The following is a 22455-nucleotide window of genomic DNA, read 5'->3' on the forward strand; positions in this document are numbered from 1 at the left end:
CGCTGTCTATAGCGGCTTGTGCAATTCGATCGCCAGCGGATTCTTCTTGCGAAGCGGCAGGGCAAAGCCCGCGATCATTGCGCCGAGGCCAATGATCGCCGAAACCGTGAATATGGTAATCGTTGCATCGCGTAGGCCATCGGGCGTCGTCGCCTCGGGGTAACCGGCGGCATTGGCGGTAAGACCCGCCACTGCTGCGCCGATCGCATAGCCCGCCGATTGTAACGTCGGCAGCAGCGCCGAGGCGCGGTCACGCTCACCGCTGCGGGCAGCCTCCATGACGTTCTGGCTCAGAAACCCCCAGCTTACACCAAAGCCGGTGCCAATGCTCATCTGTCCGAGCATCACGACGAGCGGAATATCCAGCGAGAAGCCGACGACAATGACGGCGAGGCCAGTAACAAGCAGGGCCGGCCCAAGCCGGATCAGGAAGGCGCGGCGAGACGGACTCTGAATATTGGCCACGAGGATAGCGCAGGTGCTCCAGGCGATGGCAAAGGTCGCGCTGAAGGCACCTGCCTTGGTCGGACCGTAGGACCAGAGGTCCTGTAGCGTCATAACCAGGTAGACGGATGTCGATGCCTGTGCCACCGGCATCAGCAGGACGACCCAGAGGCCGATACCGACCGTCGAATTCAAAGCAAAGGCGTCCGAAGGAAAGAGCGGCGTGTGGCTGCGGCGGTCGAGGATGATAACGCAGACGAGCACCAGGCCGGCCGCTGCAACGAACACGACCTCAAGCCCGAGATTGTTGGCGATGCCGGCTAGAGCAACGAGCATGATACCAGTACCGATCGCCGCGAGGCGAAAGATCGGCACAGAATGGCGTGATACTTCACCCGAAAATTTTGGCACGATACGCAAAACAAGGGCGATGAAGATCAGCCCCAGCGGAACATTGACGAGGAAGGCGGCGCGCCAGGAAAAATGCTCGGTCAAAAGCCCGGATGCCAGCGGGCCGCCAAAGGCCGCGGTGGCCCAGACCAGGGCCTCGGCACCAAAAACCTTGGCGACCAGCCGCGACGGGAAGAGTTCGGGAATGAGCGCATAGCAGATGGCGGCGATGATGCCCTCGCCCAGTCCCTGCAAGGCGCGGCCCAGGAGCACCTCCGGCATTGAAGACGCAAAGGCGGCGATGAGCGTGCCGAGCAGAAAAATCAGCCCGGAGCCGACGAGTGTCGTGCGCGCGCCGAACCTTCCCTTCAGAAGTGCGCCGCTGGCGCCGCCGACGATGGAAAGCACCAGATAAAGCGTGAAGGCCCAGGAAATCAGTTCCAGACCGCCGATTTCGCGAACAGCGGTCGGAAGCGATGTCGAGACGAGGAAGCCGTTGAACGCAAAGAGCGCAACCCCGAGGCAAAGCGTCGTCGTTGCAGCCGAGTAGCGCGGATCCAGCAGTTCCGACCAGCCAGCGTCGCCGGCATTTTCCTTTACTTCCGACATGGCAATTCCTGATTTAATAAGTTTTATATTTTTATATTCCGTCCAATTAAACAAGCAATAGCTTTTTTAATTTTTTTCCATAAGCTCAAGCCATGCAGGACCGTACGACAAACCGCATGCTATATTCACTGAAAGTGGCTGGTCCGCAGACCGCCGCCGCCCTCGCCGACCGACTGGATATTACCGCCGTCGCTGTCCGTCAAATGCTTGGGCGATTGCATGAGGGCGGCCTTGTCGCCTTTGAAGACAGCCGCGAAAGCGTCGGACGGCCCAAGCGCTTCTGGCACCTGACCGATGCCGGCAATGCGCAATTCCCCGACAATCATGCCGGTTTTACCGCCGATCTCTTGGCCTCGGTTTCATCCGTGTTCGGCGAAGCGGGCCTTGACCGGCTGATCTCGCACCGCGAGCAGGCGACGTTGAGCCAGTACCGCGCGGCACTTGACCCAATTCACTCTATCGAAGGGAAAGTCGAGCAGCTCGCCGAAATCCGCTCGGCGGAGGGCTACATGGCGGAAGCCAGGCGCGACCCCAATGGCGATTTGATACTCATCGAGAATCACTGTCCGATCTGTGTTGCGGCCAAGGCCTGCCAGAAACTGTGCAGATCGGAGCTCGAGGTGTTTCAGGCCGCGCTTGGGCCCGATGTCACGGTCGAAAGGTTCGAGCACATCCTCAAGGGCGCTCGCCGCTGCGCCTACCGGATCAGGCCAACCAGCAAGGGTCAGCTGGCGATGAAGCTGTAGAGCATCGGGCTCATATAGGTGGTCCCAGTTCGCCAGTAGTCGCGCAATGGACCGCCCTCGCATTCAAAACCGAGCTTGGTCACCAGCCGGATCGAAGGGGCATTATCCGGGTGAATGATCGCAGCGATCCGCCTTGTCTTGAGGTTTTCGATGCAGTGCGCCACCAGTTCCTGCACGGCTTCGCGCATCAGTCCGCGCCCATGCCAATTTGCGTTGAGGATATAGCCGATCTCCAGGCGATGGTTGCGCGCTTCGCGATGATGATAATTGACCATGCCGATGCATTCATCGGTTTTGGCATCGGCGACAGCCCAGGCAAGCGCGTCATAGGGCGATGTCGTCTTCGCAAGAATACGCACCCAGCGCCGCGTCTCGTCGATATCCTCGCAGGCGACGAAATCCCAGTAGCGCATGAGGCGTTCATTGCCGAGGCAAGCGTGGAGACCGCGGTCGTCGCGGGCCTCGAACTGCCGCAAGCGCAGCCGCTTCGTCGTAATTACCGGAAACGACCGGTCCATCACCGGCCCCATTTCGGCTGCGTCGGTACTTGTTCAACGGATTTGCGGCGGCGCGACCGGATGAGGCCGAAAACACCGATCGCGATCAAGGCAACGCCGCCCGAAACGATACGCCAATCTATGCTCCTTGCACCGCGGCGCAGGATCAGATCGACCCCGGCGACCTCGAGCCCGTCAAAATCGCCGGGACCGATGGTGAAGGTATAATTGCCCGATTCGACCGGATCGATATCGCCGATGCTGGCGCGATAGAACTGAGGGCCCTGCGGCGAGCCCTTGTTGCCGACCCGCCCGTTCAGATAATCCAGCGTCTTGACGAGAATGTCCTTGCCGTTCCGCGTCACCACTGCCGTCAGGGCCGTGCGCCCCTGCGTCGGCACAAAATTGCGCAAGGGCTGCATATCGACAAAAGCGCGCACCGGCGCATCGTTAACGTCGAGGCGGACCGTAACCGGCTTGTAGGGACCGGGCCGGTCGTAGACGCGCCACGATCCGATCTCTTCACCGGAAAAATTGGTGGTCGCCCAGGGATAGGCTACGCCAAGGGCGATTCCGGCCAGGAGAATGAGAAACAGAATCAGCCGCATCTGACAGCGCTCATGCTTTCTTCTCCCAACGGCCCTCTGCGTTCTGCTGCCAGTAGGTCAGCGTGTGACCTTCGGCCTTCAACGCTTTCCACTGTTCCCGCGCCTGTTCGAGTTGCTGTTGGTCGTGGCCATCGAACATGAGCACCAGCCGGTCGTATTTCTCCACGTTGCGGGGTGCGGCGCCATCGACAAGGAAGCGCACCGTTGCGCCATTCGGATTGCCGTCGCCGGTCGTCAGGATGATCGGCTGTTCTTCCGGGTGTGGCTCCAGATCGGTGGCATGAGCGAGGAACGAGGCGTCTGACCAAGTCCATAAATGGTTGTCGAGGCTGTCGCGGCGCTCTTCCGACCCTGTCTGGATAACCACCCTCCACTTGCGCTCCACCGATCGCTCGATCAAGCCGGGAAGCGCGTTTTCGAGCGTCGATTCCGTCAGATGGTAGAAAAGGATCTCGGTCATGGGGTCTCGGCGATCAGAATTTCGTATGTTGCGAACGCGTGGACGCCAAGATCGGCAACGTTCGAACACCGTTCCACCATTCACGCAAGCGCGGCTGTTCGTCAATGAGGTTCGAGCCGATCGCCACGCTGTCGGCCGCAGCAAGCACGCTTGCGAGATAAAACGTCGCCAGCGTCGGGTCGGCAAACGCGGCACCGGGCGATGCGGCGACAGATCCCTCAAGAGCCCGCAGGACGCGCCGCCCGTCTTCAATGCTTTCGCTCGAAGGCTGCTCGCCGTCGCGCCACCAGAGCGGAACGTATATGCCCCACACGAGCGGCCGATAGCCGTAATTGTCGATGATGCGCATCAGCTGGCGCATGCGCGCCGCCATTTCCACGTCCGTCGGAGTGAGGCTCAATGGTTCTACGATGGCATCGATATAGTGGACTATGGCGTCCGTCTCATAGAGGCGAACGCCATCGATCTCGATGGCCGGAATGCGCTTGAAGGGATGGCGTAGATCGTAACCCCCCGGCACTGTTCCGCCTTCGAACGGATCGGTCTCGACCAGATCGAACGCCAAGCCCTTAGCGTGAAGGACGAGCCGCACGATCCGCGTATAGACGCTTTCATCGAGACCGTAGAGTGTGACGTCCACCAGACTAGCCTTCGAAATTGTCCCTTACCAGGCGGTCGAGGAGCCGAACGCCGAAGCCCGAGGCCCAGGACTGGCTGTATTCGGTTGCCGGTGAGCCCATCGCCGTGCCGGCAACGTCCAGATGGGCCCAAGGCGTATCGCCGACAAAGCGCTTCAGGAACTGCGCGGCGATGATCGCACCGCCGTGACGCCCGCCAATGTTCTTCATGTCGGCGTTCTTGGTGTCGATCAGCTTGTCATATTCATCGCCGAGCGGCATGCGCCAAAGCTTCTCGCCAGTCGCCTCGCCTGCATCGAAGAGTTGCGTGGCAAGCGTATCGTCGTTGGAGAAAAGGCCGGCGCGGTAGACGCCGAGCGCCACCATGATTGCGCCGGTCAACGTTGCAAGGTTGACCATAAACTTCGGATTGAACCGGTCGTTGCAATAATAGAGCGCATCGGCGAGGACGAGACGGCCTTCCGCGTCGGTATTCAGCACTTCAATCGTCTGGCCCGACATCGACGTGACGATGTCGCCGGGGCGCTGCGCCTCGCCATTCACCATGTTCTCGACGAGACCGATGATGCCGACCGCGTTGACCTTGGCCTTGCGCGACGCGAGGGCGTGCATGAGACCGGTCACGGCAGCGGCGCCGCCCATGTCGCCTTTCATTTCATCCATGCCGGCCGCGGGCTTGATTGAAATGCCGCCGGAATCGAAGGTAACGCCCTTGCCGACAAAAGCGATCGGCTTGTCCTTGCCCTTCCCGCCGTGCCACTCCATGATCGCAAGGCGCGCCGGACGGACAGAGCCCTGGGCAACGCCCAGAAGCGAGCCCATGCCGAGCTTTTTCATGTCCTTCTCGCTGAGGATTTCGACCTTCACATCGAGCTTCTTCAACTCCTCGACACGTTCGGCAAATTCGACCGGGCCAAGAATGTTGGCGGGTTCGTTCACAAGGTCGCGCGCCAGGGTCACGCCGTCAGCGATGGCCTCGACGTCCGAAAAAGCCTTCTTTGCGGCCTGCGGATCGGCAACATGAATGGTGATGCTGGCCGCCGACTTGCTCTCCTTGGCCTCATCCTCGTTCTTGCCCTTCTTCGTCTTGTATTTGTCGAAGGTATAGGCGCGCAGCAGCATACCCAGCGCGAACTCGGCAGCATTTTCGGCGGAAATCTCGCTGGCCTGTAAAGCCAGGATCACCGACACATCCTTTGCCTTGCCCAATTTGGAGAACGCCGCGCCGCCGATCTTCAACCAGTCGTCCGCCTTGAGCTTGGCCGGGTCGCCGGTGCCGACGAGGACGAGACTTTCGAGTTCGGTGGAGGGCGCTACAGTCGACAGGGTTGCAGCGAGTTTTCCCTTGAAATCCGAGACACCGATGATACGCGAGAGCAGCGCCGGCCCGACGATAGATTCGGCCTCTGCAGCGGTCTTGCCCTCTGCGGCGACAAGCACGATGGCAGTACCTTTTTCGACGGCTGCAAATTTGGCGAAACCGATGGATGGGCGTTTGGACATGATATCTCCAGATCGAACAAAAACGTGATTTTCCTATTCACCAGAGCGGTGAAAGAAGGGATGGTTGCGAAGAACCTTGACTAACACCTTGTTAACCAGCTTTCTTCGCCTATTTTTAGCCAAGCCTGACTAGAGTGAACATATGTCGGGTTTATTGAACATGTAACGGGTTCGTCCCATAGTGCGGCAAAAATAATGCCATGGAGTTCATGGCATGGATTAAGCAACCGGTGTTTTGTCGCCGGTCGGTCGAACAAAGTGGCGGTACTCTTTTGCGAAACATGACATGCGCCTGATTGAGATATATATCTTGCGACGGATCGTCGTCATGTTTTTTTCCGTGCTGCTATCGGCGGTCGGGATCACATGGATCGTTCAGGTTTTGAACCGCATCAACTTCCTGACCACCAGCGGCCAAAGTTTTCTTTACATCCTGAAATTCAGTTCGAACCTGCTGCCGGCAGCATTTCCGATCGTGATGCCGTTCGCACTCGTGATCGCGGTGGCGCAGACGCTCTCGACCATGAATCAGGATTCGGAACTCGTCGTCATCAATGCCGCCGGTGCGCCACGCTCCGCCGTCATCCGCCCCGTTTTGCTGTTTGCGGTCGTCATTTCGGCAGCGTCTTTCCTCATCAACAATTTCATCGTCCCCTACTCATCGATGAACATGCGGCAGATGGTTGCCGAAGCGCGCTCCGACGTCATCAACCTCGTCGTGCAACAGGGCACGTTCAAGGAGATCGACACGGACCTCTATCTGCAGATCGAAAACCGCGACGCGAATGGCGCGATAAAGGGGCTTTTCGTTTCCGATTCACGCGACAAGACGACCGACCTCATCTACTACGCCAAGGACGGCCTGGTGTTCGATACGGGCGAGCAGAACCTTTTGATCATGAAGGATGGCGAGATCGATCGCCGCGACGTCCAGACGGGCAACGTCTCCATAATCAAGTTCAACACTTACGCGCTTGATCTTGCAGCAATGCTGCCGGCAGACGACGACAATGTCACGCTGTTTCCGAAGGACCGGCCGCTGACCTATCTCCTCAGCCCGGATCCCAACGACAAATATTTCCAGCAGAACCCGCTGCGCTACCAGTCCGAACTGTACAAGCGGCTGACCGACTGGATGTATCCCATTGTTTTTGCGTTGATCTCGCTCGCAGCCGCGGCGGATTCGCGCTCGCACCGCGAAGCCCGGGTATCGGCATCGTTTACGGCGATCACGCTTAGCCTGATCGTGTTCTGGCTCGGCTATTCCGCCGGGCAGAGCAGCGACAAGAATGCCTCGGTATTGCCCCTGCTCTTTGCATTCCCGATCGGCGCGGCCTTGCTGGCGACCTATGCACTTGTTACCAACCGCCAGATCGGCGTGCCGGTAAAATGGAGCAACTGGGTTCGCGATGCCTTTGCGACGCCGCAGACCGCCTTTGCCGGGGCCGGCGCCAGGCTCTTCCGTCGCGGACGCGGAGGACGCTCATGATCGGCTGGACCCTCGGGCGCTACTTCTTCCTGCGCTATGTGCAGATCACGATGTATTTCCTTTTCGGCAGCTTCGCACTGGCGTTGATTCTCGACTTCACCGAACTCTCGGGCAAGCTCTCGTCGCTCCCCGACTATTCGGCAATCCAAGCCTTTGGCCTTTCGGTGATGCGCGTTCCCTACATCATGCAGCAGGTGTTTCCCTTCCTCGCCTTGTTCTCGGCAATGGCGACGCTGATTTCGCTCAATCGCAAATATGAGTTGGTCGTCGCGCGTTCGGTCGGCGTTTCCGCCTGGCAGTTCCTGCTGCCCGCCTGCACCGGCGCACTCCTGTTCGGCCTCGTCGCTATTTTGGTCGTCAATCCCCTCGCCGCCTGGGGCTTCGACCGCAGCGAGCAGATCACGGCAAACTGGCGTGCCGGCAAGGCCAATGACGTGCAGGCCGATCGGGTGCCCTGGCTGCGGCAAAAGACGGAAGATGGCGAGACCATTATCGGTGCAAAGTCAGTGGTCAATCGTGGGTTGCGGCTGGTCGATGCGACCTTCATCAGGCTCGACAAGAATCAGGATATTCTCGAGCGGCTCGACGCCAAGGTCGCCGACCTTGAAGAGGGCTACTGGAAGCTCGCCGACGTTACCAAATTCGTCCTTGGCTCGACCCCTGTCGCGCAGGACGAGGTTCGGATCCCGACGCATCTTCGCCCTGAATTTGTTGAAGAAAGCCTCGCTCGGCCCGAGACCATTCCTTTTTTTGAGCTGCGTAACAAAATTGCCGCAGCCCGCTCATTTGGCTATCCGGCCAACGCTTTTGACATGCATTTCCAGTCTTTGCTGGCTTTGCCGGCTCTTCTGATGGCGATGACTTTAATCGCTGCAACCGTTTCGTTGAAATTTGTTCGTTTCGGACAATCGGGGACGATGATTCTGGGTGGCGTCCTCGCAGGCTTCGTGCTTTATGTCGTCACTGTTGTGGTCAAGGCATTCGGGAACGCAGGATTCGTCCCGCCTTTCGTCGCCGCATGGACACCCGTGCTGATTGCAACATTTTTTGGGGTCTCCTTTCTGTTGCACAAGGAGGATGGTTAGAGTGGGATTGAATGTAACGCGCTCGGTGTTGCCGACGTGGTTCGCACGGCTGGCGTGCGGGACGGCGGTTCTATGCCTTGCGGGCGGGATTTCACTCCCAGCCTATGCCCAGATGGGCGGCGCTGATGCGCTTACCGCAAATGTCCAGACCAACCCGAATGCCCAGCTTCTGCTGGAATCGGACGAACTCGTCTATGACATCAACGCCAAGACCATCTCCGCAGTCGGCGGTGTACAGATCGATTATGACGGCAACAGGCTAGTTGCGCGTCAGGTCACCTATGACCAGAAGACCGGGCGCCTCAAGGCGATGGGCAAGGTCGAACTCGTCGAAAAAGACGGCAATCGCATCTATGCCGAAAATCTCGACGTCACCGACGATTTTCGCGAAGGCTTCGTCAATGCCTTGCGCGTTGAAGCAGCCGACAATACCCGTTTTGCAGCGGAGAGCGCCGAACGTATCGGCGGTGAGCTAACCGTCTTCAACAATGGTATCTATACGGCGTGCGAACCGTGCCGCGCCAAGCCCGATCGTGCGCCGATCTGGCAGGTTCGCGCCCAGAAGATCGTATGGAACGGTAAGAAGAAAACCATCCGCTTCGAACGCGGCCGCTTCGAAATGTTCGGCATGCCCCTGGCTTATCTGCCATCATTCGAAATTGCCGACCCGACCGTGAAGCGCAAGAGCGGCTTCCTCATGCCGAGTTATCAGCATGAAACCGAGCTTGGCTCGGGCATTTCTGTTCCCTATTTCTGGGCCCTTGCGCCGAACTACGACCTGACGACGACTGGCACCTACTATACCAAGCAGGGCTTTCTGGGCGATGTTGAGTGGCGGCACAGGCTGGCCAACGGCGCCTATACGTTAAGGCTCGCCGGCATCAGCCAGCAGGATCCAGGTACATTCTCCGACAGCGAGCCCGAAGATCAAAAAACGAATCGCGGCATGATCGGGTCGACGGGCGCGTTCCAGATCAATCCACGCTGGTCCTACGGCTGGAATCTCATGGCCCAGTCGGACAAGTCGTTCGCGTACCGCTATGGCATCGAAGGCTATTCGGGTTACAACATCACCGACCAGATTTATCTGACTGGACTTAACGATCGTAACTATTTCGATGCGCGGCTCTATCGCTTCCACGTCCAGGAAAGCATTCCGGACCAGAACCCCGACGGAACGCCGAATGGTTCCTCGCAGCCGAAGCAGCCATACGTCCTGCCCGTCGTCGACTATGCCTATTACCTGCCACAATCAGTGGCCGGCGGCGAACTTAGTTTCGACGTGAACTTGCAGAATCTGCATCGCGATGAAGAGGACGGCACGACGCCCATCGGCTTGAACCGTGCCGGTTATCTCTCCGGTATCGAGGGCAATGACGGCCGCATTACTGGCGAAGCTGAATGGAAACGCACATTCATCGCCGATAACGGCCTGGTGATCACCCCAATTCTCGCTTTGCGCGCCGATGGCATGTACGTCGATTCCGACTCGATCGGCGTGACGCGATCCGAGGCCTTCCGGGGCATGGCGACAGCCGGCATGGAAACCAAATGGCCGATACTCTTCTCCACGACGAGTTCGACGCATATTCTCGAGCCCACTGCGCAGCTCTTCGTGCGCAACGACGAGCCCTATAATGGCGAGATGCCGAACGAGGACGCGCAGAGCTTCGTCTTCGACGCCTCCAGCCTTTTCGACCGCGACAAATATTCCGGTTATGACCGCATCGAAGGCGGCACACGCGCCAATCTCGGTTTCCGTTATTCCGGCACGTTCAACAATGGCTGGTCGCTCAACGGTATCGCCGGCCAATCCTTCCAGCTTGGTGGCCTGAATTCCTTTGCCGGGCCCGATTTTGTCAATGCAGGTGCCGAATCCGGACTTGATTCGGCGCGCTCCGACTACGTGGCAATGATCGGCGCCAATCGCGGTGGCTTCACGCTGACAACCGGCGGCCGTTTCGACAAGGACTCGTTTGCAGTTCGGCGCGCTGAAGTTGCCAGCACCGAAACGGGTAAATACGGCTCGCTCTTCGTCAAATATGCTTTCATCGACGCGCAGCCGACCTATGGCTTCACTGACGACAGGCATGAGGCAACCGTCGGTGGATCGTTGAAGATGACACCGAACTGGCGGGTTCTCGGATCCGGCACGTACGACATCTTCCATGAAGCGCTGGTCAAGCGTACGGCGGCCCTCGCCTATGACGACGAATGCTTCACCTACATGATGTATTACCAGCAGGAACAACCGATCACCTCGACGGGTGATAAGGGCGACGAAACGACGAAGTTCGGCTTCAATATTTCGTTCCGGACGTTGTGGGAATTCGGCAAGCCGGTTGATATCGGCGGTATCTGATCGCTCGCATGACGGGCTGTACTTGCAGCCAGTCATGCTTTTGCCTTACTAGAGCGACAATAGAGTGTCACGAGAACCCATAAGACTACCATCCATTCGTCAAGAATGGCCTATGATCGGATATAGTGGAACATGATGGCGAGGAAACATCTACTTGTAGCACTTATTGCTACCGCTTTGACCTCTACGCTCCTGGGCGGATTGGCCCTGCCTGCCGCGGCGAGCGAGGTCAAGGTCATCGTCAACGGTAATCCGATCACCGATTACGACATCACCAAGCGGGCCGCATTCCTCAAACTGCAGAAGAAAAAGGGCAACCTCAACCAGGAAGCCCGGGACGAATTGACAACCGAAGCGCTCAAGCGCCAGGAACTGAAGCGGCTCAATCTTCTCGTTTCAGACGGTGAAGTCAACGACGCCTATGCGCGGTTTGCCACCAACAACAAGATGTCGCTCGATCAGCTCAATACTATTCTCGATAAGTCTGGCGTCACTTCCACTCACTTCAAGGAATATATCCGCATTCAAATGAGCTGGGGCCGCGCGCTTTCCACGCGCAATAAATCCCAGGGCGGCGTTCGCGTATCGGAGCAGGAAGCCGTCCAACGCATGTTGAAGGATGGCGGCAAGAAACCGGTTTCGACCGAGTACAAGTTGCAGCAAGTCATCTTCGTCGTGCCGGCGAATAATCGCGGCATACTCGCGAAACGGCGGGCGGAAGCCAACGCCCTCCGCGCCCGCTTCAACGGCTGCGAAAACACACGTGAGATCGCCAAGGGCACACTCGACGTGACGGTGCTCGATCTCGGCAAGTTCATCGAACAGGAACTGCCGCCGGAATGGTCGAAGCAGGTCATCTCGACGCCGGTCGGCCAGGCGACAACGACACTCGATACTGGCAAGGGAGTTGAATTCCTTGGTGTCTGCGCCTCGCGCCAGGTGTCGGACGACCGCGTTGCCCGCATGGTGTTCTCGCAGGAGGACGCTGCGGCCACGGGCGACGGCAAGAAGGATGCAACCGCCGAAGCGGTCGACAAGAAATACATCGAAGAACTGCGCAGCAAGGCGAAAATCGTCAACGAATGATCGGATTGCACGCGCATGAATGCTGCCCTCGCCGTTAGTTCCGGTGATCCGTCGGGCATTGGCCCCGACATAGCCATTGCCGCGTGGCAATTGCGCCAGGAAATGCAAATCCCTGCCTTCTTCCTCCTCGCCGATCCGGACTTCGTTCGCTCGCGGGCATTGCGGTTGGGGCTGGATGTTCCGGTTGAGCCGACAAACCCTAAAGCTGCGGCAGGAGTTTTCGACCGGGCGCTGCCGGTCATACCGTTGCAGCACCCGCAGATCGACAGGCCGGGTGTGCCGCTGGTCGCGAATGCTGCCGCGACGATTGAGGCAATAGAGCGCGCGGTTGCGCTCACGTTGGCAGGTGACGCCCATGCGGTCGTCACCTGCCCCATCGCCAAGAAACCGCTCTACGAAGCAGGATTTAAATATCCCGGGCACACCGAGTTTCTTGCGCATCTTGCCGGCGAACATCTCGGCCATAAGTTCACGCCTGTCATGATGCTGGCGGGTCCCGAACTTCGCGCGGTTCCAGTCACCATCCACATTGCGCTGAGCAGAGTGGCGACGGTCCTGGATGCAGCGACAATTCTCACGGTTTCACGCATAACTGCCCTTGCCCTGAAAGAGCAGTTCGGCATCGCTCATCCGCGCCTCGCCATTGCGGGGCTCAACCCCCACGCCGGCGAACACGGCAGCATGGGCATGGAAGACGAGACGATTGTTCGTCCAGCCGTCGAGACGCTGCGCGCCGAGGGTATCGACGCGCGTGGACCGCTTCCGGCTGACACCATGTTCCACGCCGCGGTGCGCACCCAATATGATGCAGCCATATGCATGTATCACGATCAGGCGCTCATTCCGGTAAAAACGCTCGGCTTCGACGACAGCGTTAACGTAACCCTCGGCTTACCATTTGTCCGTACTTCGCCGGACCACGGCACCGCATTCGACATAGCCGGCACGGGAAAAGCCAAGCCTGACAGCCTCATCGCCGCGCTTCGGCTGGCCGGGGAGCTTCACGCCAAGCGCGCCCAACTGAAGCGCCCTGCCGCATGAGTATCGACAGCCTGCCGCCGCTGCGAGAGGTCATCGAACGGCATGGCCTGATGGCGAAGAAATCGCTCGGGCAGAACTTTCTGTTTGATCTCAATCTGACAGCGAAGATTGCGCGGCAAGCGGGTGATCTCGCGGGACAAACCGTCATCGAGGTTGGGCCTGGTCCTGGAGGATTGACGCGCGCCCTGCTCGCGCAAGGCGCCAACGTCATCGCAATCGAGCGCGATGAACGCTGCCTCGCTGCCCTTCAGGAAATAGCCGACCACTATCCGGGTGCGCTCAAGGTCATTCCCGGCGATGCGCTGGAAGTCGACTTCACGCAGTTGGCCAATGGCAGTGAGGTCAAGATCGTTGCCAACCTGCCTTACAATGTCGGCACGCAATTGCTGATAGGCTGGCTCCTCAGCGAGCCTTGGCCGCCGTTCTACGCGTCGCTGACGCTGATGTTCCAGCGCGAAGTGGCCGAACGGATTGTCGCGAGGCCGGGTTCCGACGCCTATGGCAGGCTCGGCGTTCTCGCAGGCTGGCGGACCGAGGCAAAAATCACCTTCGATGTGCCGCCGCAAGCGTTTACACCGCCGCCCAAGGTGACTTCATCCGTCGTGCACCTCGTCCCGCGCCAGTCGCCACTCGCGTGCGATGCTGCGACACTCGGGCGTGTGACCCAGGCAGCATTCGGCCAGCGACGAAAAATGCTGCGGCAGAGCATCAAGCCGCTTGGCGGCGAGGCATTGCTTCAGAAGGTCGGGATCGACCCGACCCGGCGCGCGGAAACGCTCTCGATCCAAGAATTCGTCGCGCTCGCGAACGCTCTTTAGAGCTTTTCTTCGAGCAGACCGCTGACAAAATCGAAGAGGCCCGGGCAGCGGTCACGCCGCAGCCGTTCGGCGGTGACGATCGACTGTACTTGGTGAAATGCTTCGTCGAGATCCTCGTTGACCACGACATAGTCGTAGGAACGCCAGCGCTCGATTTCGTTGCGCGCATTGCGCAGGCGCATATCGATGACTTCCTCGGTGTCTTCGGCGCGGCGATGCAGGCGCTGCTTCAGGTGCGCCATCGAAGGCGGCAGGATGAAGATACTCACAATGTCGCCCTTCATCTTTTCCTGGAGCTGCAACGCCCCCTGCCAGTCGATGTCGAAAAGCATGTCCTGACCATCGGCGAGAGCATTTTCAGCGGCCTCACGCGGCGTTCCGTAAAAATTGCCATGCACTTCGGCCCATTCGATCAGCGCGTCGCTGTCGCGCAGACGTTCAAATTCACGAACCGAGATGAAGTGGTAGTGCACGCCTTCGATTTCGCTGGCGCGGCGCGGGCGCGTTGTCACGCTGATCGAAAGCGAAAGCTTCAATCCGGTATCATTGAGCAACAACCGGGCGAGCGTTGATTTTCCTGCGCCGGACGGGGACGACAGGACCAGCATGAGACCGCGTCGCTTGATGCTGTTGAACATGATTACTCCAGATTCTGAATTTGCTCGCGCAATTGATCCACAACGGCCTTCAGGTCAAGCCCAATTGTCGTGATCGATGCCGCATTGGCCTTCGAACAGAGCGTATTGGACTCGCGATTGAATTCCTGCGTAAGGAAATCTAGCTTGCGGCCAACGCCATTGCCTTCTTTCAGAAGCGCGCGCGCCGATGCCACATGCATCTCCAGCCGGTCGAGTTCCTCTTGGATATCCGCCTTGGTGGCGAGGAAGGCCGCTTCCATGTGCAGGCGCGCCTCATCGAGAGCAGGCGCCGCATCAAGAAGAAGGGCGACCTGAGCGGCGAGACGGGCACGAATGGCTTCTGGCGAGCGGCTCGGATCAAGCCGCGCCTGCTGCACAAGCATCTCGATCGTCGTGATCTGCACCCGCAATATCTCGCCGAGCGCCTTGCCTTCGGCCTGACGATTATGCGCGAGTTCGATGAGCGTTTCATCAAGCACAGCCAGGACCGCGTGTTCGAGTTCGCTCTGGTCGCCCGGCAAGACCACCTCCTGCGGCACGTCCAGCACGCCGCGCAATGCCATCAGGCCCTCCGGCGTCGACGGCGCAAGGCCGTACTCCTCGCGAAGATGTGCGGCGATGGAAGCCAACTCCTTGAGGAGCGGCTCGTTGACGATGGCGCGACCGATATTGGCTGTGCGATCCACGGTCAGCGTCGCCTGGAAGTTGCCACGCTTGAAATGCTGCGCGACGAAATTGCGCGCCTTCTGTTCGATTGCTTCAAGTCCTGCCGGCAGTCGAAACCGCACGTCGAGACCCTTGCCGTTGACCGATTTGATCTCCCAGGAAATCTGTGCGCCGGCCATATTGCGAAGGTGCCGGGCAAACCCCGTCATGCTTTGCAGTGACATTGTGCCCCCTCGAGCCCGGCTTCAATGCGGGCTCGTCCGTTTAGTTGCCGCTATCGACGTCCGGTGCGGCGTTCTTGTCGCCTGTCGCCGCCTTGGCGGCCTCATCCAGGCGATTCTTCTCGACCTCGCGCCAGCGCTTCACATTATCATTATGTTCTTCAAGCGTCGCAGCAAACACATGACCGCCGGTCCCGTCGGCAACGAAATAAAGCTCGTTGGTCTGCGATGGATGGGCAACGGCCTCCAGCGCATCGCGCCCGGGATTGGCAATCGGCCCAGGCGGCAGCCCGTTCACCGTATAGGTGTTATAGGGTGTCGGCTTTTCGAGGTCCGATTTCAGGATAGGTCGATCCGTCGGCTTGCCCTTGCCGCCGAACAAACCGTAGAGGATCGTCGGATCAGACTGAAGCCGCATTTTCTTGTTGAGGCGGTTGATGAAGACAGCGGCGACGCGCGGACGCTCATCCGCCTTGCCGGTCTCTTTCTCGACGATTGAGGCAAGCGTGACGAATTCATCGATGGTCTTCAGCGGAACGCTGGGGTCGCGGCGCTCCCAGATGTCGTCGACAAGCTTCTTCTGGTCGGCCTGCATCTTCTTGACGAGTTCCTCGCGCGTCGTGCCGCGTGAGAAGCGCATCGTATTGGCAAAGAGCGAACCTTCCGCCGGCAAAACTGCGGGCAGATCACCAGTGAGAACGTCATCCTCCTGAATGCGCTCGAAAATCTGCTCGACCGTCAGTCCTTCGGGAATTGTCAGCGAATGAAGCACGGACTTGCCGCTGCGCAGAAGATCCATGATCTCGTGCATCGACGCCCCGGCCTTGATCTCATATTCGCCGGCCTTCATATCGTTCTGAAAGCCGTAGGCGCGCACTGCATATTTAAACACGCGGGCATCGGAAATGATGCCCCGGCGCTCAAGCCCGTCGGCAATCTCAGCAAAACCTGTACCGCTCTTCACCACGTAATTGGTGGTAACTTCGGTAGGCCCCGCCTCGTTGAAGGCGATTTTGCCGAAGTACACCGCAGCGGCGGCGGCCAACACCACCAGCACAACCAGCGAGAACAGAAAATTCGCGAAAACGACGATCTGGCTGCGGGCGCGCCGCGAACGCTTCTTCGGCGCAGGCGGGGGCGTACCCGGCTCAGGACGCAAAGCTTCCGACGCCGATTGCGGCACGATCGGTTTGCGCGCCGGCGCACTGCCGGCGTTCGCGTCTCCAGACTGTTGATCTGAGCTCACTCAAGCACCTCGGATATCCTCTGCTCTAGAGCCGGTAGAATCGATTGCGAATATGGCGAAAGCGCGAATGAGCGCTTCCGCCATGCTCGCATCACTGTTGATAACGCCGCAATACGAGCGAAGCGTTCGTGCCGCCGAAACCGAAGGAATTGGACAGGGCGATATCGATCTTGCGTTCGCGCGGCTTGTGCGGGACGAGATCGATCTTGGTTTCCTTCGACGGATTGTCGAGATTGATGGTGGCAGGCGCGATATTGTCACGAATGGCGAGGACGCAGAACACAGCCTCGGTGGAACCTGCCGCGCCGAGAAGGTGGCCGATCGACGACTTCGTCGAAGACATGGAAATTTTCGATGCAGCATCGCCCACAACGCGCTCGACCGCACCAAGTTCGATGGTGTCGGCCATCGTCGAGGTACCGTGCGAGTTGATGTAATCGATATCGTCAGGCGTTATACCAGCGCGCTTCAGGGCCATTTCCATGCAGCGCTGCGCACCTTCGCCATCCTCTGACGGGGCGGTGATGTGATAGGCATCGCCAGAAAGACCGTAGCCGATCACTTCAGCGTAAATCTTTGCACCGCGTGCCAGGGCATGTTCGAGCTCTTCAAGGACGACAACACCAGCGCCCTCGCCCATGACGAAGCCATCGCGGTCCTCGTCATAGGGCCGCGAAGCAGCCGTCGGATCATCGTTGCGCGCCGTCGACAACGCCTTGCATGCAGCAAAGCCGGCAAGCGAAATGCGGCTGACCGGTGATTCCGTACCGCCGGCAACCATCACGTCGGCATCGCCAAAGGCAATCAGACGCGAGGCATCGCCGATCGCATGCGCGCCGGTCGAACAGGCGGTGACGACCGAATGGTTCGGCCCGCGCAGCTTGTGCTTGATCGAAACGTGCCCGGAGGCGAGATTGATCAAGCGGCCCGGAATGAAAAATGGCGAAATGCGCCGGGGACCTCTGTCCCGCAGCGTATAACCAGCCTCGACGATACCCTCGAGACCGCCAATGCCCGATCCGATCAGCACGCCGGTGCGAATCTGGTCTTCATCGCTCTCCGGCGCCCATTTGGCATCGGCAAGCGCCTGATCGGCGGCCGCCACGGCGTAGATGATGAATGGATCGACCTTGCGCTGCTCCTTGGGCTCCATCCATTCATCCGGATTGAACGTCCCGTCGGTGCCGTCGCCTACCGGAATGCGGCAAGCGATCTTGCAGGGCAGATCATCAACTTCGAATTCCGTCACGCGCCGGGCACCACTTTGGCCTGCGAGCAAACGAGACCAGGTGGCTTCAACACCGGATGCGAGAGGAGACACCAGCCCAAGGCCGGTTATGACAACGCGCCTCATGGCCGATCCTTCAATGTCATATGCAACATGATTATTTCCGGCTCCACGCATGAACGAGGAAGGCAGAACACCTTACATCACCATCCACGCGGTGGCGAGCCGAACGAAATCAGGCCTGTGCCTTGTCGATGAACTTGACCGCATCGCCGACTGTCAGAATCGTCTCAGCAGCATCATCGGGAATTTCGACGCCGAATTCTTCTTCAAAGGCCATCACGAGCTCGACAGTATCAAGGCTGTCGGCGCCCAGATCGTCGATGAAGCTCGCACCATCGGTGACTTTCTCGGCATCAACGCCCAGATGTTCAATGACGATTTTCTTGACGCGTTCTGCAGTATCACTCATGTGGAACCTCAACCTGTTTGTTTTTTCCTATGCCTTGGTTAGCGGCACGGATGACTCTAATCAAGCAATAAGATGGTTGTTTTACCCTGTTCGGCAGCCAAAACACCCACCCATGCGGCTCTTTCCTTGCGGAAATTGAAAGGACATCAAATCGGTTTGACTGCCCAAACTGGTGCGCGACTTATCACGCTTTATTCGTCGCCTCAATCTCATAAATGGGATTGGACCCAATACCCACCGATACCTGCACTAACAGGCTCAAATCATTGCCATGCCGCCGTTGACGTGAATGGTCTGGCCGGTGACGTATGCGGCCTCGCTGCTGGCAAGGTAGGCAACCGACGAAGCAACCTCGGCACCGGTGCCCATGCGGCGCATCGGGATGGCGGCCATGATGCTTTCCTTCTGCTTGTCGTTGAGCTTGTCGGTCATGGCCGATTCGATGAAACCGGGCGCGACGCAATTGACCGTCACGTTGCGGCTGGCAATCTCTTGCGCCAGCGACTTCGTAAAGCCGATAAGGCCGGCTTTTGACGCAACATAGTTGGTCTGGCCCGGATTGCCGGTCACGCCGACGACGGAAGTGATGTTGATGATGCGGCCATAGCGGCGGCGCATCATCGGATGCGTCAGCTCGCGTGTCAGCCGGAAGACTGCCGTCAGATTGACCTCGAGCACGCTGTCCCAATCGGCATCGCTCATGCGAACGAAAAGACCGTCCTTGGTGATCCCGGCATTATTGACGAGGATGTCGACCCCTTCGAGGTCGGCTTCCGCCTTCTCGCCGAGCGCCTTGACCTCTTCGCGGCTCGAAAGGTTGGCTGGGAAAATCTTGACGCGGTCGCTGAATTCGCCGGCCAGGGATTCCAGTTTCTCGACACGGGTGCCATGCAGCCCGACTGTGGCGCCCTGTGCGTGCAGCATCCGCGCGATCGCCTCGCCAATGCCCCCTGTCGCGCCCGTCACGAGCGCCTTGCGGCCGGTCAGATCAAACATGGTATGTCCCTCTTGTCTCAGGCGTTGAGCGCGGCGACTGCCGCATCGATGTCTTCCGGAGTACCGATGGCGACCCCGGAAATGTCCTTGTTGATACGGCGGGCAAGTCCGGTCAGTACTTTGCCGGCACCGATCTCATAGAGCGTCGTCACGCCATTTGCGCCGAACCACTCGACGGTTTCGCGCCAGCGCACCTGGCCGGTGACCTGCTCGACCAGCAGCCGGGCGATTTCATCGGCGGAGGTGACGGGCGCTGCGCGCACATTGGCAATGAGCGGCACGATCGGATCCTGCATGCGCACAGCGGCGAGCGCTTCGCGCATGGCATCCGCCGCTGGCGCCATCAGTGCCGAATGGAAGGGCGCGGATACGGGCAGCATGATAGCGCGTTTTGCGCCCTTCGCCGTTGCCAGCGCCGCCGCCACCTCGACGGGGGCCTTCGCCCCGGAAATCACCAGCTGGCCGCCGCCATTGTCGTTGGCGATCTGTACTGGTCCCCCGGCAGACGCCTCCTTGCAAACGGCTTCGACATCGGCGTGCTCCAGCCCGATGATGGCTGCCATAGCGCCCTCGCCGGCGGGAACGGCCTTCTGCATGGCATTGCCGCGAATACGCAGAAGCCGGGCCGTGTCGGCGAGCGAGAACGTGCCGGCCGCGCAAAGTGCCGAATATTCGCCGAGCGAATGCCCGGCAACGCAGGCGACCTTGTCCTTCAGCGAAACACCCTTTGCCTCAAGGACGCGCAGGACGGCAATGGAAACCGCCATCAGCGCCGGCTGGGCATTGGCTGTCAGGGTGAGGGTCTCTTCCGGGCCTTCCCAGATGATTGCCGATAGCTTCTCGCCAAGGGCTTCATCCACCTCGTCGAACACTGCCTTGGCTTCCGCGAAGTTGTCCGCCAGCGCCTTGCCCATGCCGACGGCCTGGCTTCCCTGTCCCGGGAAGGTGAATGCTATGGACATGGAAGGGCCTCCAATCGTTCGCTCGCTTGTCAATCTGACGCGCGATGTGCCTATCGGCAAGCGCGAAGTCAAGCTTTGATGCTGCAGCGGCCGGCAAGCCCACAGTATTGAACCAAGTGTTATATTGACTGCGACGGCTGTATTTGGGCAAGCTCGCGCGAAATCTGAGGCCTCAATCGGCTTTCAATCGTCTGATCCCGCTGCATCGAATATTCTCGGACGGACGGGTTGCTTCTTTGACCTTTTGCCCGTATAAGCCGCCCGTTCATTGCTCGGCGTCAGCTGGGGGCTGAACGGAGGGCCGGATCAAGCATCCGTCGAAGCGTAAAGCTTCAGCCTCCCGTGTCTCCGCTCTCGATCGTCTCCATCAGCGTCCTTTCTTCCCCGGTCTTCCGGCAGAGAGATTCGCAGAGGTTTACCGTTGATACCGGGCAATATTAACGAAGAAAGGCAAAGACAATGGCTCTTTATGAACATGTGTTCCTTGCCCGACAGGACATTTCGCAGCAGCAGGTCGATGCGCTTGTAGAACAGTACAAGGGCATCATCGAGACCAATGGCGGATCAGTCGGGCGTATCGAAAGCTGGGGACTGCGTGCCCTCACCTATCGTATCAACAAGAACCGCAAGGCGTATTACTCGCTTCTCAACATCACTGCTCCGGCAGCGGCTGTTGCCGAACTCGAGCGCCAGCAGCGCATCAATGAAGACGTCCTGCGCTTCATGACGATCCGCGTCGACGAACACGAGGAAGGCCAGTCGGCCATGCTCGCACGTCGCGACGATCGCCGTGATCGTGACGACAACAAATTCGGTGGCCGCGACGACGATCGTCCGCGCCGTCCGCGTCGTCCGCGTGACAACGAAGCCGGTGAAGGAGCAGAATAATGGTTGATATCAATCAGATCCCGACCCGCCGTCCGTTCCATCGCCGCCGCAAGACCTGCCCCTTCTCGGGTGCGAATGCGCCGAAGATCGACTACAAGGACATCAAGCTCCTGTCGCGTTACATTTCCGAGCGGGGCAAGATCGTTCCTTCCCGTATCACGGCTGTCAGCCAGAAGAAGCAGCGCGAACTCGCCCAGGCGATCAAGCGCGCACGTTTCCTCGGCCTCCTGCCCTACGTTGTGAAATAAGACAAGACCGAAGGCGGCAGCCCAGCCGCCGCCTTCCTTGCCATCCGCGATGGGCGCGGGCCTGGCGAACAAAAAACCCAAGTTGAGGCTCTGGTCGAAGAACCGCCTCTAACTGCTCAAGAAGCAGGACAGCGAGCGAAATGAAACTGACTGCAAAAGATATTGGCGTTGGAGTAATGGCGGGCCTCGCAGCCGCGCTGCTCTCGGTCGGCGTCATCACGCAGTCGACGCTCGCCATGGCGCTCCTGCTCTTTTCCCCGCTTCCGATTTTCGTTGCCGCCCTCGGCTGGGGCACCGGCGCGGGCTTCATTGCCGCCCTCTCGATGGCCGTTGCCGTTTCTGTGCTTGCCGCACCGACCGCGGCCATCGTCGTCGTGCTTATCACGGCGCTCCCCGCCGCGGCAGCTTCCTACTTCATTGGCCTTGCACGTCCTGCCGAGGAGATCGGCGGCCCAAAGGATACCTATGTCTGGTACCCGATCGCCGACATGCTGCTTCGCCTCGCGCTGATCGTCGGCGCAAGTTTCATCGCCATCGGCGTGATGATCGGCTTCGGCGATGATTTCGCGGCGCAGCTTGCCGCGTCGCTTGGACAGCAGCTTGCCGCGAGCAATCCAGAACTTGCCGCCAATGCGGAAGCCGTTCAGGACATGGCGCTGTTCGTCGTGCGCGTCCTGCCGGCCATGCAGCCCGCCGTCTGGGTGATGATCATCGTCGCCAATCTCTACCTTGCCCTGCGTCTCACCGCAGCGTCGGGCAAACTGCGCCGTCCGAGGGATGACTGGCCGCGCGCCCTGCGCATGCCCCGCCCGGCGCTCGCCGTCTTTGCCGTTGCCTGTGCCGCGTGCTTCCTTCCGGGCGGTATCGGCTATGCCGCAACCGCCTTTGCCGGCGCCCTTGGTGCCTGCTTCATCATGGCCGGCTTTGCCATGCTTCACGCACGGACACGCGGAGCCGCGTGGCGTCCGGTGGCGCTGTGGTTCGCCTACTTCGCCGTGATGCTCTTCGTCTTCGTGCTTTTCTTCTTCCTTCTCGCCGGTCTGTTCGACACATCGCGCAGCGCGCCGGTTTCGAAGGCTGCGAATACAACACCCAACAACGACAATTGAACTTG

23 protein-coding genes are annotated in these 22455 nt (G+C 59.4%); 10 read left to right on the plus strand and 13 right to left on the minus strand.

What is annotated here, in order from left to right:
* Window positions 1–6: 6 nt before the first annotated feature.
* Window positions 7–1443: an MFS transporter gene (locus BR48_RS0102050; RefSeq protein WP_027229787.1), complete on the minus strand. Its 1437-nt coding sequence runs from the start codon at window positions 1441–1443 to the stop codon at window positions 7–9.
* Between the two features lie 116 nt (window positions 1444–1559).
* Between BR48_RS0102050 and BR48_RS0102055 the strand changes: the two genes are divergently transcribed.
* Window positions 1560–2189 carry a metalloregulator ArsR/SmtB family transcription factor gene (locus BR48_RS0102055; RefSeq protein ID WP_234576077.1) on the plus strand — a complete coding sequence of 210 codons (630 nt, stop codon included), beginning with the start codon at window positions 1560–1562 and terminating at the stop codon, window positions 2187–2189.
* Here BR48_RS0102055 and BR48_RS0102060 read toward each other — a convergent pair.
* The 5 genes from BR48_RS0102060 to BR48_RS0102080 are packed head-to-tail and all read right to left on the minus strand — an operon-like array spanning window position 2168 to window position 5895.
* Window positions 2168–2707 (minus strand): GNAT family N-acetyltransferase, encoded by a 540-nt coding sequence (locus BR48_RS0102060; protein ID WP_036813738.1) that lies wholly within the window; start codon window positions 2705–2707, stop codon window positions 2168–2170. The genes BR48_RS0102055 and BR48_RS0102060 overlap by 22 nt on opposite strands.
* Window positions 2707–3294, minus strand: a complete 588-nt coding sequence (locus BR48_RS0102065; RefSeq protein WP_027229790.1) for a hypothetical protein — start codon at window positions 3292–3294, stop codon at window positions 2707–2709. The genes BR48_RS0102060 and BR48_RS0102065 overlap by 1 nt, the downstream gene beginning before the upstream one ends.
* Before the next feature lie 10 nt (window positions 3295–3304).
* Entirely contained in the window at window positions 3305–3754 is a 450-nt protein-coding gene (locus BR48_RS0102070; protein WP_027229791.1) for a DNA polymerase III subunit chi, read from the minus strand.
* A 13-nt stretch (window positions 3755–3767) separates the two neighbouring features.
* Entirely contained in the window at window positions 3768–4394 is a 627-nt protein-coding gene (locus BR48_RS23590; RefSeq protein WP_051614483.1) for a glutathione S-transferase family protein, read from the minus strand.
* 4 nt (window positions 4395–4398) lie between these two features.
* Window positions 4399–5895, minus strand: a complete 1497-nt coding sequence (locus tag BR48_RS0102080; RefSeq protein ID WP_027229792.1) for a leucyl aminopeptidase — start codon at window positions 5893–5895, stop codon at window positions 4399–4401.
* Window positions 5896–6181: 286 nt separating this feature from the next.
* On the opposite strand from BR48_RS0102080, the gene BR48_RS23595 reads away from it, so the two are divergent.
* The 6 genes from BR48_RS23595 to rsmA all read left to right on the plus strand — a co-directional run bounded on the left by BR48_RS23595 (window position 6182) and on the right by rsmA (window position 13776).
* The gene (locus BR48_RS23595; protein ID WP_036813177.1) at window positions 6182–7384 is read left to right on the plus strand and encodes an LptF/LptG family permease; all 1203 of its coding nucleotides are present in this window, start codon (window positions 6182–6184) and stop codon (window positions 7382–7384) included.
* Window positions 7381–8469, plus strand: a complete 1089-nt coding sequence (gene lptG, locus BR48_RS0102090; protein WP_027229793.1) for an LPS export ABC transporter permease LptG — start codon at window positions 7381–7383, stop codon at window positions 8467–8469. Before BR48_RS23595 ends, lptG begins: the two co-directional genes overlap by 4 nt.
* A gap of 1 nt (window position 8470) precedes the next feature.
* Window positions 8471–10831 carry an LPS-assembly protein LptD gene (locus BR48_RS0102095; RefSeq protein ID WP_027229794.1) on the plus strand — a complete coding sequence of 787 codons (2361 nt, stop codon included), beginning with the start codon at window positions 8471–8473 and terminating at the stop codon, window positions 10829–10831.
* A gap of 132 nt (window positions 10832–10963) precedes the next feature.
* Window positions 10964–11917 carry a peptidylprolyl isomerase gene (locus BR48_RS0102100; protein ID WP_027229795.1) on the plus strand — a complete coding sequence of 318 codons (954 nt, stop codon included), beginning with the start codon at window positions 10964–10966 and terminating at the stop codon, window positions 11915–11917.
* A gap of 15 nt (window positions 11918–11932) precedes the next feature.
* On the plus strand, window positions 11933–12958 hold the full coding sequence (pdxA, locus tag BR48_RS23600; protein WP_036813183.1) for a 4-hydroxythreonine-4-phosphate dehydrogenase PdxA: 1026 nt from the start codon (window positions 11933–11935) through the stop codon (window positions 12956–12958).
* Window positions 12955–13776 (plus strand): 16S rRNA (adenine(1518)-N(6)/adenine(1519)-N(6))-dimethyltransferase RsmA, encoded by an 822-nt coding sequence (gene rsmA, locus BR48_RS0102110; protein ID WP_027229796.1) that lies wholly within the window; start codon window positions 12955–12957, stop codon window positions 13774–13776. Before pdxA ends, rsmA begins: the two co-directional genes overlap by 4 nt.
* On the opposite strand, the gene gmk is transcribed toward rsmA, so the two are convergent.
* The 7 genes from gmk to fabD all read right to left on the minus strand — a co-directional run bounded on the left by gmk (window position 13773) and on the right by fabD (window position 20205).
* Complete coding sequence (gmk, locus tag BR48_RS0102115; RefSeq protein WP_027229797.1) at window positions 13773–14384, minus strand: guanylate kinase; 612 nt, start codon at window positions 14382–14384, stop codon at window positions 13773–13775. The genes rsmA and gmk overlap by 4 nt on opposite strands.
* A gap of 32 nt (window positions 14385–14416) precedes the next feature.
* On the minus strand, window positions 14417–15304 hold the full coding sequence (locus tag BR48_RS0102120) for a YicC/YloC family endoribonuclease (protein ID WP_027229798.1): 888 nt from the start codon (window positions 15302–15304) through the stop codon (window positions 14417–14419).
* A gap of 40 nt (window positions 15305–15344) precedes the next feature.
* The gene (mltG, locus tag BR48_RS23605) at window positions 15345–16547 is read right to left on the minus strand and encodes an endolytic transglycosylase MltG (protein WP_036813190.1); all 1203 of its coding nucleotides are present in this window, start codon (window positions 16545–16547) and stop codon (window positions 15345–15347) included.
* 91 nt (window positions 16548–16638) lie between these two features.
* On the minus strand, window positions 16639–17901 hold the full coding sequence (fabF, locus tag BR48_RS0102130; protein ID WP_027229799.1) for a beta-ketoacyl-ACP synthase II: 1263 nt from the start codon (window positions 17899–17901) through the stop codon (window positions 16639–16641).
* Window positions 17902–18010: 109 nt separating this feature from the next.
* The gene (locus tag BR48_RS0102135; RefSeq protein WP_008128530.1) at window positions 18011–18247 is read right to left on the minus strand and encodes an acyl carrier protein; all 237 of its coding nucleotides are present in this window, start codon (window positions 18245–18247) and stop codon (window positions 18011–18013) included.
* Window positions 18248–18505: 258 nt separating this feature from the next.
* Window positions 18506–19243, minus strand: coding sequence for a 3-oxoacyl-[acyl-carrier-protein] reductase (fabG, locus tag BR48_RS0102140; RefSeq protein ID WP_027229800.1), 738 nt, complete (start codon window positions 19241–19243; stop codon window positions 18506–18508).
* A gap of 17 nt (window positions 19244–19260) precedes the next feature.
* On the minus strand, window positions 19261–20205 hold the full coding sequence (fabD, locus tag BR48_RS0102145; RefSeq protein ID WP_027229801.1) for an ACP S-malonyltransferase: 945 nt from the start codon (window positions 20203–20205) through the stop codon (window positions 19261–19263).
* 459 nt (window positions 20206–20664) lie between these two features.
* On the opposite strand from fabD, the gene rpsF reads away from it, so the two are divergent.
* The 3 genes from rpsF (at window position 20665) to BR48_RS0102165 (ending at window position 22450) form a co-directional block, all read left to right on the plus strand.
* Window positions 20665–21093: a 30S ribosomal protein S6 gene (gene rpsF / locus BR48_RS0102155; protein WP_027229802.1), complete on the plus strand. Its 429-nt coding sequence runs from the start codon at window positions 20665–20667 to the stop codon at window positions 21091–21093.
* Entirely contained in the window at window positions 21093–21341 is a 249-nt protein-coding gene (gene rpsR, locus BR48_RS0102160) for a 30S ribosomal protein S18 (RefSeq protein ID WP_027229803.1), read from the plus strand. The genes rpsF and rpsR overlap by 1 nt, the downstream gene beginning before the upstream one ends.
* A 140-nt stretch (window positions 21342–21481) precedes the next feature.
* On the plus strand, window positions 21482–22450 hold the full coding sequence (locus BR48_RS0102165) for a DUF2232 domain-containing protein (RefSeq protein ID WP_027229804.1): 969 nt from the start codon (window positions 21482–21484) through the stop codon (window positions 22448–22450).
* Window positions 22451–22455: the final 5 nt, after the last annotated feature.

The organism is Phyllobacterium sp. UNC302MFCol5.2 (genome assembly GCF_000686005.1).
In the GTDB taxonomy this organism is placed as follows: domain Bacteria; phylum Pseudomonadota; class Alphaproteobacteria; order Rhizobiales; family Rhizobiaceae; genus Phyllobacterium; species Phyllobacterium pellucidum.

Coding starts and splice junctions, on each gene's coding strand:
- BR48_RS0102055 (WP_234576077.1), top strand. CDS start 1,560: ATGCTATATTCACTGAAAGTGGCTGGTCCGCAGACCGCCGCCGCCCTC.
- BR48_RS0102135 (WP_008128530.1), bottom strand. CDS start 18,247: ATGAGTGATACTGCAGAACGCGTCAAGAAAATCGTCATTGAACATCTG.
- BR48_RS0102165 (WP_027229804.1), top strand. CDS start 21,482: ATGAAACTGACTGCAAAAGATATTGGCGTTGGAGTAATGGCGGGCCTC.
- BR48_RS23595 (WP_036813177.1), top strand. CDS start 6,182: ATGCGCCTGATTGAGATATATATCTTGCGACGGATCGTCGTCATGTTT.
- BR48_RS0102070 (WP_027229791.1), bottom strand. CDS start 3,754: ATGACCGAGATCCTTTTCTACCATCTGACGGAATCGACGCTCGAAAAC.
- BR48_RS0102065 (WP_027229790.1), bottom strand. CDS start 3,294: ATGCGGCTGATTCTGTTTCTCATTCTCCTGGCCGGAATCGCCCTTGGC.
- fabF (WP_027229799.1), bottom strand. CDS start 17,901: ATGAGGCGCGTTGTCATAACCGGCCTTGGGCTGGTGTCTCCTCTCGCA.
- BR48_RS0102050 (WP_027229787.1), bottom strand. CDS start 1,443: ATGTCGGAAGTAAAGGAAAATGCCGGCGACGCTGGCTGGTCGGAACTG.
- BR48_RS0102060 (WP_036813738.1), bottom strand. CDS start 2,707: ATGGACCGGTCGTTTCCGGTAATTACGACGAAGCGGCTGCGCTTGCGG.
- BR48_RS0102120 (WP_027229798.1), bottom strand. CDS start 15,304: ATGTCACTGCAAAGCATGACGGGGTTTGCCCGGCACCTTCGCAATATG.
- gmk (WP_027229797.1), bottom strand. CDS start 14,384: ATGCTGGTCCTGTCGTCCCCGTCCGGCGCAGGAAAATCAACGCTCGCC.
- fabG (WP_027229800.1), bottom strand. CDS start 19,243: ATGTTTGATCTGACCGGCCGCAAGGCGCTCGTGACGGGCGCGACAGGG.
- BR48_RS0102100 (WP_027229795.1), top strand. CDS start 10,964: ATGATGGCGAGGAAACATCTACTTGTAGCACTTATTGCTACCGCTTTG.
- BR48_RS0102080 (WP_027229792.1), bottom strand. CDS start 5,895: ATGTCCAAACGCCCATCCATCGGTTTCGCCAAATTTGCAGCCGTCGAA.
- lptG (WP_027229793.1), top strand. CDS start 7,381: ATGATCGGCTGGACCCTCGGGCGCTACTTCTTCCTGCGCTATGTGCAG.
- rpsF (WP_027229802.1), top strand. CDS start 20,665: ATGGCTCTTTATGAACATGTGTTCCTTGCCCGACAGGACATTTCGCAG.
- rpsR (WP_027229803.1), top strand. CDS start 21,093: ATGGTTGATATCAATCAGATCCCGACCCGCCGTCCGTTCCATCGCCGC.
- fabD (WP_027229801.1), bottom strand. CDS start 20,205: ATGTCCATAGCATTCACCTTCCCGGGACAGGGAAGCCAGGCCGTCGGC.
- rsmA (WP_027229796.1), top strand. CDS start 12,955: ATGAGTATCGACAGCCTGCCGCCGCTGCGAGAGGTCATCGAACGGCAT.
- pdxA (WP_036813183.1), top strand. CDS start 11,933: ATGAATGCTGCCCTCGCCGTTAGTTCCGGTGATCCGTCGGGCATTGGC.